The organism is Salinicola sp. RZ23, from assembly GCF_003206675.1.
Classification (GTDB): domain Bacteria; phylum Pseudomonadota; class Gammaproteobacteria; order Pseudomonadales; family Halomonadaceae; genus Salinicola; species Salinicola endophyticus.
The window spans coordinates 1-12,245 of record NZ_PZJK01000016.1 but is presented as its reverse complement, the minus strand read 5'-3'; the positions used below and the strand labels follow the sequence as shown (position 1 = coordinate 12,245).

Below are 12,245 nucleotides of genomic sequence, written 5' to 3'. Positions count from 1 at the left end.
GAATAGGTCGTTACCGGTCAGTGATCGCGATCGATCATGAAACGGGCCAGCCACGCCAGCGGCGCGCCCGCGTCACCCAGCGGCGCCAGCGCCGCGAGGGCTTCATCGAGGAGCTCGCGGGCCCGTGCCTGGGCGCGCTCCAGCCCCAGCAGCGCAGGATAGGTCGGCTTGTCGCGGTGCGCATCGGCGCCCGAGGTCTTGCCCAGGGTCTGGGTATCACCGGTGACGTCGAGCACGTCGTCGTGGATCTGGAACGCCAGGCCGATGGCGGCGGCGTAGCGGTCGAGCGCCGCCACCCGCGGGTCGCTCTCGGCCACCGCCACCAGCGCCCCCAGACGCACCCCGGCGCGGATCAGCGCGCCGGTCTTGTGCTGGTGCATCGCCTGGAGCGCCGCGAGATCGAGCGGCGTACCCACCGCAGCGAGATCGATCGCTTGCCCCGCCGCCATGCCGTCACGGCCGGCGGCCTGGGCCAGGGTGGTGACGAGCGCGGCGAGGCGCGGGTGCTCGCGGGAGGCGAGCACCTCGAAGGCCAGCGTCTGCAGCGCATCGCCGGCGAGAATCGCCAGCGGCTCGTCGAAGGCGCGGTGCACCGTAGGCCGGCCGCGACGCAGATCGTCGTCGTCCATCGCCGGCAAATCGTCGTGGACCAGCGAGTAGGCGTGGATCATCTCCAGCGCGGCGGCGGCGGGATCGAGAGCCACGGGCTGCGCCCCCAGCGCCTGGCCGGCGAGGTAGACCAGCACCGGGCGCAGCCGCTTGCCGCTGCCGAGCACGCTGTAGCGCAGCGCCTCGTCGAGCGCCGCCGACACCCCCGGCGAGCGCTCCAGCCAGGCCGCGAGCACCTGTTCGCTGCGCGCTCGTGCGGCGGCGACGGCGGCTTCCGGCGGCACCTGCTCGAGCACGGTCTCAGGGGGCATGCGGTGGCTCTCCGGTGGTCTCGAACGGCACCGACTGCAGCGTGCCGTCGGCCTGTTCGAGCAGGGCCTGCACCTTGAGCTCGGCGCCATCGAGGCGGCTCTGGGCATCGCGGGTCAGACGGATACCGCGCTCGAAGGCGGCCAGTGAGGCTTCCAGCGTCAGTTCGCCGGATTCGAGCTGCGCCACCAGCCGCTCCAGCTGGGTCAGCGTGGTGGCGAAGTCCTGGGGAACGTCCTGTTCGGCCATCTTGTCAGACATGGTGCACTCATAGCGTCGCTCCCAGTGCCTCGCGCGGGCGCGAGCGGGAGCCGGGTCGAGGGCGCGGCGGCGAAGCCACCGGCACCAAGCGAAAACGGTCTTCGAGTATACACCGCCGCCCCCGGGGGTCGTCTGCCCTCGGGGTGAAATCGTCGCGCTGCTTGCCCATTTTGTTCGCCGCAGGGGCACAGGTTGAGTCGGCGCGGAGGCACAGGCCCCGGCGCGTGCCACAATGCTGTCACGATTGCACGGCATTCATGTCTGCGTGCGTCATTTTCATCCTCACCCGCGACGTCTGTGTTACGCTATGCGCCCGCCGGCGGCGGCCTCCCGACAGTGTGTGAGCTCGCGCGACGCCCGCGCCTGCCGACGGATTTCCCATCACCGCGACGCGCTCGCGACAAGCCGATGAAGAAAGGTTGATCCCCCAATGGCCAAGACGTCTCTGGACAAGAGCAAGATCAAGTTTCTGCTGCTCGAGGGCATTCATCAGTCCGCCGTGGATTCGCTGCTCAATGCGGGCTACACCAACATCGAAACGCTCTCGACGTCGCTCAGCGAAGACGAGCTGATCGACAAGATCCGTGACGTCCACTTCATCGGCATCCGCTCGCGCACGCAGCTCACCGAGCGCGTCTTCGCCGCCGCCGAGAAGCTCACCGCGGTGGGCTGTTTCTGCATCGGCACCAACCAGGTCGATCTCGACGCCGCCCTGGCGCGCGCGATCCCGGTGTTCAACGCGCCCTTCTCCAACACCCGCTCGGTCGCCGAGCTGGTGCTGGCCGAGACCATCATGCTGCTGCGCGGCATCCCGGAGAAGAACGCCCGCGCCCATCAGGGTGGCTGGCTCAAGTCGGCCAAGAACTCCCACGAGGCGCGCGGCAAGACCCTGGGGATCGTCGGCTACGGCAGCATCGGCGCACAGCTCTCCGTGCTCGCCGAGTCCCTCGGCCTCGACGTGATCTACTACGACGTGGTCACCAAGCTGGCGCTGGGCAATGCCCGCCAGGTGGGTAGCCTCGAGGAGCTGCTGGCGCGCGCCGACGTGGTCAGCCTGCACGTGCCCGACCTGCCCGCCACCCGCTGGATGATCGGCGCCGAGCAGATCGCGCTGATGAAGCAGGGCGGCATTCTGATCAACGCCTCGCGCGGTTCGGTGGTCGAGATCGAGCCGCTGGCACAAGCGCTCCAGAGCGGCAAGCTGCTGGGCGCGGCGATCGACGTCTTCCCGGTCGAACCCAAGGGCACCAGCGAGGAGTTCGTCTCGCCGCTGCGCGGTCTGGAGAACGTGATCCTGACCCCACACATCGGGGGCTCGACCCTGGAAGCGCAGGAGAACATCGGCATCGAAGTGGCCGAGAAGCTGGTCACCTACTCCGACAACGGCACCACCATCACCTCGGTCAACTTCCCCGAGGTGGCGCTGCCCTCGCACCCGGACAAGCACCGCCTGCTGCACATCCACGAGAACGTGCCCGGCGTGCTCTCCGAGATCAACCGCGTGCTGTCGGAGAACGGCATCAACATCGCCGGCCAGTTCCTGCAGACCAACGACAAGGTCGGCTACGTGGTGATCGACGTCGACAAGGCCTACGGCCCGCAGGCGCTCGACGCGCTCAAGCAGGTCAACCACACCGTGCGCCTGCGCGTGCTCTACTCAGAGACCGACTACCGCACCTGAGCCCGACTATCGCGCCTGAGCCCGGCCACAGGGTCGAGGCGCGCGCACTGCCAGGTCGATCTCTACCCATCAAGGCCCGCGCCACCCGGCGCGGGCCTTGGTGCCTCTGACCGACACCTCACTGATAGCGCATCACCGCGGCGTGCTGCGCCGCCAGCCGTTTCAGCAACTGGTTGCGCGCCGACGCGGAGATCGGCTGGGCGAGCAGCGTCGCCTGGAGCGCATCGACCAGGCGGTTGAAGTCGGCCTCATGAATGCCCATGTGCTGGTGCGCCTTGTCCATCGGCGCGCCCTGGTAGACGCAGGGCCCATCGCTGACCACGCACAGGTAGTCCGCCAGAGAGCCGACGAAGTAGTCGATATTGGTGTTGGCGAAGAAACCCACCAGCTCGGGGTCATCGGCGAGACGATAGGCGAAGTCCTCGACGATGGCGTGAATGCCCTGCTCGCCGCCGAGTTGCTGATAGAGGGTCGGCGCGGGCTGCGGCTTCGCCCCGGCACAGCCGCTCAGGGCCCACGCCAGCAGTAGCGCGGCCAGGTACCCACGCGTCAAGATCGGATACATCACAAGCCCCCCGTCAAAGCGCCAGTTGCAGCGACAGATAGCCGCCACGCTGGTTCTCGAGCCCGGCGATATCACCAAGATCGAGCCAGGCACCGGTCAGCGAGAGGTGGCGAGTCAGGAACAGTGCGGTGAACAGGTCCTGCCACGCCTGCTCCTGGGCAAAGCCGAGATTGTCCGGCTTCTGTCGATACTCCACCCCGACCACCCAGGCCGGGGTCAGGAACAGCCCCAGTGAGCCCTCGGCCACCAGCGAACGGCCGCTGTCGCGATCGCCACCGAAGCCGAGCAGCCCACCCTGATTGGCGCGGGTCGAGCGCAGCGTCAGGTTGGCCAGCAGGTTGCGTCCGGCCACCGCGTCGAAGAACAGCTTGCTGCCGGCCAGATAGAGATCGTTGCCCTGGGTCGACTTGGCGCCCACGGCCCGCGCCAGCGCCTGCCCCTGATCGAGCCGCTTGTGCTGCACGCCGAGACTCCAGCTACCCCAGGGGTGGTAGAGCGGGTCGCCGAACAGGCGCAGCTTGACCCCATAGATATCCTGCGCCAGCACGCCGCCCAGGGTGTCGAGCGCCAGCCGCTGGCGGGCGTAGGAGAGCTCCACCCGGTCGTGCCAGTTGACCCCCACCCCGCGCACGCGCAGGCCGTAGTCGTCCAGCCACGCCTCGCTGGCGGCCACGGTCACCGCCACCTCGGTATCGCTGGCGGTACCGGCGAGCACGCCCCAGGGTGATAGCCCGCCACCGGCGGCGCCCTCGATCTGGGTCACGCCGCCGGTGCCCAGCAGGCGGCTCCCCGCCTGTACCGGGGTGACCAGCGCGTCGGCGGCCAGCAGCGCAGCGGCACCCAGGGCCAGGCGCCGGCCCCAGCGGGATATGCGTCTCGCCATCAGACGGTGCCTCGCAGGATCATGGTGTCGACTCCGGGGTGGCCCGCAGGGGTTGGCGCACGCCGGGGGTATAGGCAGCGATCCACCCGACCACGGCGGCCGCGGGTAAAGGGCGCGAGATGCCATAGCCCTGCAGATAATCGCAGCCGAGCTCGACCAGCAGCGCCCGCGCGGCCTCGGTCTCGACGCCCTCGGCGACCACCTCGAGCCCCAGGTTGTGACCGAGTTCGATCGTCGAGTGCACGATGATGCGGTCGTCGGACTGCTGCTCGAGCTTGAGAATGAAGGATTTGTCGATCTTGAGCTGGCGTACCGCCAGCCGCTTGAGCTGGGCCAGCGAGGAGTAGCCGGTGCCGAAATCGTCGATCGCGGTGCTGGCACCGCGCTGCGACAGGTCGGCCAGCACCCGGCGGGATGTCTCCGGATCGGACATGATCGCACTCTCGGTCACCTCCAGCCCCAGCCGGGCCGGTTCCAGGCCGTGGGTCGCCAGTACCTGCGCGAGCTGCTGCGGCAGGGCCGGATCGATCACATCCTGCGCCGACAGATTCACCGCCACGGCCAGACACAGCCCCTCCTCGGCCTCCCAGGCGGCCAGTTGCCGGCACACCGTGGTCAGCATCCAGCCGGTCAGTTGGGACATGAGGCCGGCGCTCTCGGCCAGGGTGATGAACTCGTCCGGCGGGATGAAACCGAACTCCGGATGCTGCCAGCGCATCAGCGCCTCGAGCTCGACCAGCGCCCCGTCGGCGGCGGCGATCTTGGGCTGGTAGACCATGCTCAGCTGCCCGCGCTCGGCCGCCAGTTGCAGATCGCGTACCAGCGTCATCTCGCGCAGGCGCTTCTCATCCTGCCCCTCCACGTAGCGCAGATAGCCGAGCCGCTGCTGCTTGGCCATGGCCATGGCGATCTCGGCCCGGCGCAGCAGCAGCGGCGCCTCACGCCCGTGTTCAGGGAAATTGACCTCGCCATAGACGAGCTGCAGGCGCAGCGGCGAGTGGTCGAGCTCGATCGGCCGCGCCAACCCCTCGCGCAGCGATGCCAGCCAGCGGGCATCGACGGCCGCTGAGTCGACCAGCAGCAGGAACTCGTCGCCGCCCAGGCGGTAGGCGTGATGCACCGGTGCCGGGCAGCTGGCGAGGCGCTTCGCCAACTGGCGCAACGCCTGGTCGCCGACGGCGTAGCCGAAGGTGTCGTTGATATGGCGGAAGCCGTAGATCGATAGCCGCAGCAGCGTGAACGGCTGCCCCGCCGCGACCGCTTCGGCAATGTCCTGCTGCGCCGAGTGGCGGTTGGCCAGCGCAGTGAGTTGATCGTGCCGCGTCTGATGACGCTGCTGCCGCTCGCGGGTCTCGATATCGTTCTGCATCGCCACCAGCGTGCGGCCGAGCAGCCCGATCTCGCCGCCGCTGCCGGTCGGCACCTCGGTGACCCGCTCGCCGCGTCCGATACGCTGGGCGACCCGGGCCAGCTGGATCAGCGGCTGCGACATGCCGCGGGCGCTGAAGGCGGCCACCAGCGCGGTCAGCGCCAGGGTCAGCGCAAAGATCGTTGCCAGCCGCCAGCCGAGTGCCTGGAACACCACCAGCAGATCCGCACGAGGGTGCTCCACCACCGCATAGACCTGGCCCTGGCCTTGACCCGGCACCTTGCCCTGACCGGCACCGGGGGTGATCCCAGAGACCATCAGCGGCGAGGCGAGCACCAGGGCGTCCAGCCTGGCGTCGACGCCGCTGTGATGCAGATAGTCACCCCGCGTCAGATCCACGCGCAGCGCGCTCACCGCCTCGGGCGGCGCCTGCGCCAGCGCGCCGGCGACATAGCCCGCAGCACGTTCGCCCGACGCACCGGATGCCGGCTCTGCATCACTCACCAGAAAACTGACCTGCAGCCGGGTCAACTGGGCAATCTCCTCGGCCAGCGGCGTGTCGAGCAGGAACCCCATGCCGACCCAGCCGATCAGATTGGGCGCCCGCACCGGCAGCATGACGAACTGATAGGGGCGCTGGTCCTGCAGCACCACGCCGGTCGCCTCGCCGGACTGGCGCACCTGCTGCCACAGTCGCGGGAATGGCATCGGCGTACCCGGGGCATGGTGGCTGCTGGCCACGATGGTGCCATCCGGCGCCGCCAGCAGCGCCATATCGGCTCCCACCCGTTCGCCCTGATTGGCCAGCACGCTGGCCAGCGTGTTCAGGTCCAGAGAGGCGATCGCGCTCTTGAAGCCGAAGTCCGAGGTCAGGATGCCGACGCTGTTGCGCAGCTGCTTGCCGCGCTCGTCGAGCAGTTGGCGCATCACCCCGAGCCCCACCTCCAGCTCGCGCCCCCCCTTCTGCATGATGTCGCGATGGATCGTGCCCAGGGTGGCGATGGCGGCGACCAGCTGGGCCACGGCCATCACCGCCAGCATGATCAGCAGCAAGCGTCGGCGAAACGACACTCAGTTGGCCTGCGTCTGTTCGAGCGCGCGCTGGAAGCGCTGCTGCAGCGCCGAGGGCGCGGGTACCGGGGGCAGACTCGCCGCGAGGGTGAGCGCCACCTCGCGGGACTGACCGGCCACGATCTCCCCCTCCCACCACTCGAGATGCGTATCCTCCAGGCGGGGGTGCCACACGCGCAGCCGATGCTGGCCCGGCGGCAGATCGAAGACGGCGCGACCATCGTCACCTGTGAGCGTGCGATAGGGCGCATCGCTGACCACGATGAACGCTTCCATCGCATCATGGATATTGCAACCGAGCACGACCACGCCGGCGTGGTCGAAGCGCTCCGGCGGCGGCGTCTCCTGAAGATAGAGATCGAGGCTGAACGGGTGCACCGGCGAGAAGGAGTAGACGTGATGGCGCGTGGTGTCACGATTGGGAAAGCTGACCTCGGCACCCACCGGCACCAGCAGTACGTGCGGGATGAACGTGGCCTGGCGCTGCACGATCTGGTAATGGTCGGCGGCGCTGACCGAGCCCGCCGTGGATGGCGCATAGACCTCGACCACCGCGTCGCCGAGCGGCGTGCCGGTGGCGACATCGGTGATCTGTAGCTGCGCGCTGGCCGCGGGGGTCGCCCACGCCAGCAGCATCAGCGACGCCAGCGGCGCGCTCAGGGTCCATCGGTGGGAAGAGGTCAGGCACATCTCGGCGCTCTCGCTCGGCGGCGGCGCGCGGCGAGCGGCGAGCGCGACCAACCGCCGATCACGCTCCGCGCACCGCTCGCCTCAAGGGGTGGCAGATACATAGCACGATATCGGCCGCCCGGCCCCAAACTTGACTTAGACTCCAGCGCTCATCAGGGCAGCTCGCCACTCCCCTCCTGACCCCGCGTGGCATCCGCCGGATTGGCGGTGGGGCCGTCCTGGGGCACGCCGGGCTGGACCTCGCGCTGGCCATCGGCGTAAGTGTTGACGGTACAGCCGGCCAGCAGTGACAGCAGCAGCGCAGCCAGGGCAAAAGAGAGCAGATGACGCATGTTAGGTTCCTCGTGATCCCGTCGGGCACCCCTCGGGTAGCCCGGTGTCGTTATGCTTGATGCCTAGGGGGTGTACGAACAGCCGGCGAGCACAGGCCGTTTTCGGACAAAGCCTAGAAGTCCAGACCTATACCAGCATAGACCGTTCGGCCCGGCGCTGGCTCGAAGTAGCGCGCATTGCTGGCGTTGATGCGCACGTTGGCATAGTGCTCCACCGCGAACAGATTGCGGATACCGACATAGGTCTTCAGCCAGGTATCGCCGCCGAGATGCCAGCCGTCGCCACCGCGCAGATTGACCAGCCAGTAGTCGCCGACCGTTACCTCGCCGGCGTTGTCCGCCACCATATCGCCCACGTACTGGGTCTCGATGCTGGCGAAACGCTTGCCTACCCCCTGCCAGCCCAGGCGGTTGACCCAGGTCTGCTGCGGCAGGCCGGGGATGCGCTTGCCGTCGTAGCGACCCTGGGTATCGGAGAAGTGGTCGAAGTGGTAGCGCGCCAGCGTCAGGGCGCTGTCGAGGCGCCAGCTGGGGGTGAACTGCCAGCCGAGCGCGACCTCGAGGCCATCGCGCTCGCTGTCGCCGGCGTTCTGGTAGAAGGTGCGCCCGGACTCACCCTCGTAGGGCACCAGCTCGTCGCGCACCCGCACCGAGAACAGCGCGACGTCGTAGTCGAAGCCGTTGGCGAAGCTGCCGCGCGCGCCCAGCTCGCGGTTCCACGCCTTCTGCGGCTCGATATCGCCATTGAAGCCGCCGGCCCCGCTGGGGTTGGCGAACTCGGAGAAGGTCGGCGTCTCGTAGGCGGTACCGGTGTTGGCGTAGAGCTGATGGTTGGCACGGTAGCGATAGCTGATGCCGGCACTGCCGCTCCACTGATCGAAGGTGCGCTCGCCGCTGTCGTCGCCGTCACCGTTGGCGGAGTCGATATAGGCGTCGTCGATCTTCATCCTGACCCGGTCGTAGCGCCCGCCAAGGGAGAGCGTCCAGCGCTCGTCGAGATCGAGATCGCCCTGCACGAAGGTCCCCAGCGAGGTTGCGGTCTGCGTCTCGTCGGCCGCCGTGCCGGTGACCGCGCCACTGAAGGCGACGTTCTTGCGTCCGCGATCATCGCGCTGGCGGGCGATATCGACCCCGGCGACATAGCGCAGCGGCATCTGCCCCAGGTGCACGGTCTGGTGATACTCGGCGCTGCCGCCATAGTAGTCACGCTGATAGTCGATCAGGCTGTCGCCGGGATAGGGCAGCTGCTGCTCGAAGTCGCGGCGCAGATAGAAGCCCTTGAGATAGAGCGCGCCGGGCCCCGCCGAGAGATCCTCGTACTGCAGGCCGAACACCTGCTGATCGACGTTCTGGCCGGTGTCGTACTTCTCGGTGAAGGCCCCGGCCTGATCGCGGTCGGCATGCACCTGCGCCCGGGTCAGCCCGCCCGGATCCTCGGACTCGGGATTGTCGAGCAGATTGACGATGGCGGTGAGCGCACGGTCGCTGCCCAGCTCCCGGCGCAGTTTGGCGTTGAGCAGGTACTTCTCGGTGGCACTGTGGTCGCGGTAGCCCGAATAGTCGAGGGCGGAGAGGCTGACATGGTGCGACCAGGGGCCATTGACCCCGCCGTTGCTCACCGCGAACTTGCGATAACCGTGACTGCCCCCCTCCATACGAATATGGCTACCCGGATCGTCGCGCCCATTCGCCGTGGTCACGCTGATCACCCCACCGGCAGCATTGCCGTACTGCACCGCGGCCGGCCCGCGGATCACCTCGATGCGTTCGGCGCTGTCGAGATCGATGGCGTCGAGCTGAGCCTGGCCGTCGGGCAGCGTATAGGGGATACCGTCGACCATCACGGTGATACCGCGCACACCGAACGGCGCCCGCGCGCCGAAACCGCGGATGGCGATACGCTGCCCCTGGGCGAAGTTGTTGCGGTTTTGCAGATAGAAGCCGGGGACGAGATCGAGCGACTCGTCCAGCCTGACCCGCTGCTGGCCCTGCTGGATCGCTTCGCGGTCGACCACGGAGACGGCCGCCGGCGTCGCGTAGAGTTCCCGCGCCAGGCGTGGCGCGGTCACCTCGATGACCGGCTGAGCCATGGGCGCGGCACTGCCGGCCTGGGCCAGCGCACTCAAAGGCGCGAGCAGCACCCCGGCGCCGAGCGCCGGGGAGAGAATTCGGATTGTCATGGCGTTCCCTGCGATATCCCCCGTTCTGGCGCGACGACGGCGCGGCCTGCAGACGATGCCTGGCGGCGTCCGCTGTGCGGGGTTGTCTGGTGATGATGGCGAGAAGCGCCCACTATGCCGCAGCCTGTCCGGGCTGACAAAGCCGGGTTGGCGCCGCACGCCAATCGTGGCCATGCTCAAGGCTCTAGGGTTTGTACGAAAAGTCAGCGAGCGAAGGCAAGACAAGGCAAAAATCGGTGAAAACGCGGAGTTTACGGGGTGTAAATGAGCATTTTGAGCCGATTTTTAACACCGTATTGCCGAGCGCAGGCAGTTTTCGTACAGAGCTGGTGTCGTCGCCTGCGCGACGGCATCTCAATCGTCTGCAAGGAGGCATAGCATGGATCTCGCCATCAGCGGCAAGACCGCCCTGGTCACCGGCGCCCAGGGCGGTATCGGTCTGGCGACCGCGCGGCGGCTGGCCGCCGAGGGCGTCAATCTCGTCCTCAGCGACATCGACGCCGAGGCGCTCGAGGCAGCCGCCGCCGACCTCGATGCCGCGACGCTCTGCGTCACCGCCGACGTCACCGATCAGGCGCAGGTCGACGCGCTCGTCGCCCGCGGCCGCGAACGCTTCGGCCATATCGACATGGTGGTCCACGCCGCCGGCATCACCGGCGCCAAGGGCGACCCGCTGACACTGACGGACGCCGATTACGAAGAGGCATGGCAGATCGACTTCTTCTCCGCCGTGCGACTGGCGCGGGCGACCATCCCCGCCATGCGCGAGCAGGGCTGGGGGCGCTTCGTCTGCCTCACCTCGGAGAACACCGTGCAGCCCTACTGGGAGGAGGCGGTCTACAACACTGCCAAGGCCGCGCTGAGCGCCTTCATCAAGAACCTCTCCTACCGCGAAGCGGCGCACGGGGTGCTGTGCAACACCGTGGCACCGGCCTTCATCGCCTCGCCGATGACCGACGGCATGATGCACCAGCGCGCCGAAGCGCTGAACTGCTCATTCGACGAGGCGGTGGAGAGCTTTCTCGACGAGGAGCGCCCGGGCATCGTCGCCAAGCGCCGCGGCGAAGCGGACGAGGTCGCCTACATCATCGCCATGCTGCTCTCTCCCCACGCCTCCTTCGTCAACGGCAGCAATCTGCGCGTCGATGGCGGGGCGGTGATGTCGGTCCAGAACTGACGCCGGAGCCGAAGCCAGCACTGACACCAGAGCCCGCACCGATGGTCACACCAGCGCGGGCGATGCCGACAGTGCGGGTGCTCACATGTCAGTGCGGGTGCTCACAGGTGATAGACCAGCGACACTCCGGTAGTGGTATCGGTCTGGCTGGAGGCCCCCGGCGGCGGGTTGTCGTTGAAATCGGCCTCGTAGGAGAGCTTGAGCGCCAGGGCGTCGTTCATCGACACGATCAGCGCCGTCTCGGAACGCCCGATGATGTTCTCCCGCGACGACTCGGTGGCCAGGGTCTGGCTGAAGCGCGAGTTCTCGGAGAACTGCCAGCCGTAGTCCAGCCCGGCGTAGAACAGCGCCAGGTCGTCACTGCCGTCACCGGTGTACTCGTCGTGACGTACCCCGGGGCCGACCTCGACCGAGAGCGAATGCGGCGGCCCCTCCAGGATCTGGCGGCCGTAGCCACCGATCAGCGTGCTCTGGGAGTCGTAGCCGGAGAAACGATCCTTGTCCCAGCGCGCCAGCCCGAACAGGTAGTTGGCACGGGAGAGGTTGTAGCGCGTGCGCCCCTGAACGAAGTACTCCTCGGCGGAGGTCTCGTCCTCGTCGCTGGCGCTCTTGGCCCCCAGCTTGAGGTTGTAGGACCAGGGCGCATCGAACCAGGTCATGTCGGCGGCGGCGCGCAGGCTTTCACTATGGCTGTTGCCGCTGATCTTGTTGTAGCCCAGCTCGGCCTGCCCCTCGAACGGGTTCTCGGCCTCGGCCGGATTGCCCAGCGCCTCGAAATCCTCGAGCTGGGCCTGGGCGCCGCCGGCCAGTGCCAGCAACCCGGCGCCCAGCAGCCACTGCCGAGCCCGCTTCCGCGTCTTCGGTCGTCCTTGATGAATCACGTACGCCTCCTTTCTGACTGCCATGAACGCTCATGCCGGCAGGCACGTGGCTGCCCGGCATGAAGATCGCCGCGACCCGCGCTCGCCCGGTGGCGGCGAGGGCGGACAGGCGAAAACGAGAGGTATAGACAACCAAAGCTTTAGAAGGTGCAACAGCGCCCAGGGGCCTACGAAAAGTCGGCGAGCGTGAGCGTCGTGGCGAGCCGGCAGTGCCGTTGGGGCAAAAAAAAGGTTCAT

General features: G+C 67.9%; 11 protein-coding genes. 2 read left to right on the top strand and 9 right to left on the bottom strand.

Translation table 11 applies throughout. From position 1 onward, the window contains the following. Positions 1-17 precede the first annotated feature (17 nt). Positions 18-920 carry a farnesyl diphosphate synthase gene (locus DOM67_RS16800; protein ID WP_110678043.1) on the bottom strand — a complete coding sequence of 301 codons (903 nt, stop codon included), beginning with the start codon at positions 918-920 and terminating at the stop codon, positions 18-20. Further along, positions 910-1,179, bottom strand: a complete 270-nt coding sequence (locus DOM67_RS16795) for an exodeoxyribonuclease VII small subunit (protein WP_110678041.1) — start codon at positions 1,177-1,179, stop codon at positions 910-912. Before DOM67_RS16795 ends, DOM67_RS16800 begins: the two co-directional genes overlap by 11 nt. A gap of 430 nt (positions 1,180-1,609) precedes the next feature. Here DOM67_RS16795 and serA point away from each other — a divergent pair, with 430 nt between their 5' ends. Next, positions 1,610-2,860: a phosphoglycerate dehydrogenase gene (gene serA, locus DOM67_RS16790; RefSeq protein ID WP_110678039.1), complete on the top strand. Its 1,251-nt coding sequence runs from the start codon at positions 1,610-1,612 to the stop codon at positions 2,858-2,860. A gap of 118 nt (positions 2,861-2,978) precedes the next feature. Here the strand turns inward: serA and DOM67_RS16785 are convergent, their stop codons facing one another. From DOM67_RS16785 to DOM67_RS16760, 6 genes are all read right to left on the bottom strand, one after another. Continuing rightward, positions 2,979-3,425, bottom strand: coding sequence for a group 1 truncated hemoglobin (locus DOM67_RS16785; protein WP_110678036.1), 447 nt, complete (start codon positions 3,423-3,425; stop codon positions 2,979-2,981). A gap of 13 nt (positions 3,426-3,438) precedes the next feature. Continuing rightward, entirely contained in the window at positions 3,439-4,308 is an 870-nt protein-coding gene (locus DOM67_RS16780; RefSeq protein WP_110678035.1) for a DUF3034 family protein, read from the bottom strand. A 19-nt stretch (positions 4,309-4,327) separates the two neighbouring features. Beyond that, entirely contained in the window at positions 4,328-6,748 is a 2,421-nt protein-coding gene (locus DOM67_RS16775; RefSeq protein ID WP_110678033.1) for an EAL domain-containing protein, read from the bottom strand. Continuing rightward, positions 6,749-7,438, bottom strand: coding sequence for a Cupredoxin (locus tag DOM67_RS16770; RefSeq protein ID WP_110678098.1), 690 nt, complete (start codon positions 7,436-7,438; stop codon positions 6,749-6,751). A 152-nt stretch (positions 7,439-7,590) separates the two neighbouring features. Then, positions 7,591-7,770: a hypothetical protein gene (locus DOM67_RS16765; protein ID WP_106418905.1), complete on the bottom strand. Its 180-nt coding sequence runs from the start codon at positions 7,768-7,770 to the stop codon at positions 7,591-7,593. 113 nt (positions 7,771-7,883) lie between these two features. Continuing rightward, positions 7,884-9,950 (bottom strand): TonB-dependent receptor, encoded by a 2,067-nt coding sequence (locus DOM67_RS16760; protein ID WP_110678031.1) that lies wholly within the window; start codon positions 9,948-9,950, stop codon positions 7,884-7,886. Positions 9,951-10,329: 379 nt separating this feature from the next. On the opposite strand from DOM67_RS16760, the gene DOM67_RS16755 reads away from it, so the two are divergent. Next, positions 10,330-11,127, top strand: a complete 798-nt coding sequence (locus tag DOM67_RS16755) for an SDR family oxidoreductase (protein ID WP_110678028.1) — start codon at positions 10,330-10,332, stop codon at positions 11,125-11,127. Between the two features lie 101 nt (positions 11,128-11,228). Here the strand turns inward: DOM67_RS16755 and DOM67_RS16750 are convergent, their stop codons facing one another. After that, complete coding sequence (locus tag DOM67_RS16750; protein WP_157958891.1) at positions 11,229-12,008, bottom strand: DUF481 domain-containing protein; 780 nt, start codon at positions 12,006-12,008, stop codon at positions 11,229-11,231. Positions 12,009-12,245 lie beyond the last annotated feature (237 nt).

Excerpts from the sequence above, each read along its gene's own strand:
- DOM67_RS16800 (WP_110678043.1), bottom strand. The coding sequence starts at position 920 with ATGCCCCCTGAGACCGTGCTCGAGCAGGTGCCGCCGGAAGCCGCCGTC.
- DOM67_RS16795 (WP_110678041.1), bottom strand. The coding sequence starts at position 1,179 with ATGTCTGACAAGATGGCCGAACAGGACGTTCCCCAGGACTTCGCCACC.
- serA (WP_110678039.1), top strand. The coding sequence starts at position 1,610 with ATGGCCAAGACGTCTCTGGACAAGAGCAAGATCAAGTTTCTGCTGCTC.
- DOM67_RS16785 (WP_110678036.1), bottom strand. The coding sequence starts at position 3,425 with ATGTATCCGATCTTGACGCGTGGGTACCTGGCCGCGCTACTGCTGGCG.
- DOM67_RS16780 (WP_110678035.1), bottom strand. The coding sequence starts at position 4,308 with ATGGCGAGACGCATATCCCGCTGGGGCCGGCGCCTGGCCCTGGGTGCC.
- DOM67_RS16770 (WP_110678098.1), bottom strand. The coding sequence starts at position 7,438 with ATGTGCCTGACCTCTTCCCACCGATGGACCCTGAGCGCGCCGCTGGCG.
- DOM67_RS16765 (WP_106418905.1), bottom strand. The coding sequence starts at position 7,770 with ATGCGTCATCTGCTCTCTTTTGCCCTGGCTGCGCTGCTGCTGTCACTG.
- DOM67_RS16760 (WP_110678031.1), bottom strand. The coding sequence starts at position 9,950 with ATGACAATCCGAATTCTCTCCCCGGCGCTCGGCGCCGGGGTGCTGCTC.
- DOM67_RS16755 (WP_110678028.1), top strand. The coding sequence starts at position 10,330 with ATGGATCTCGCCATCAGCGGCAAGACCGCCCTGGTCACCGGCGCCCAG.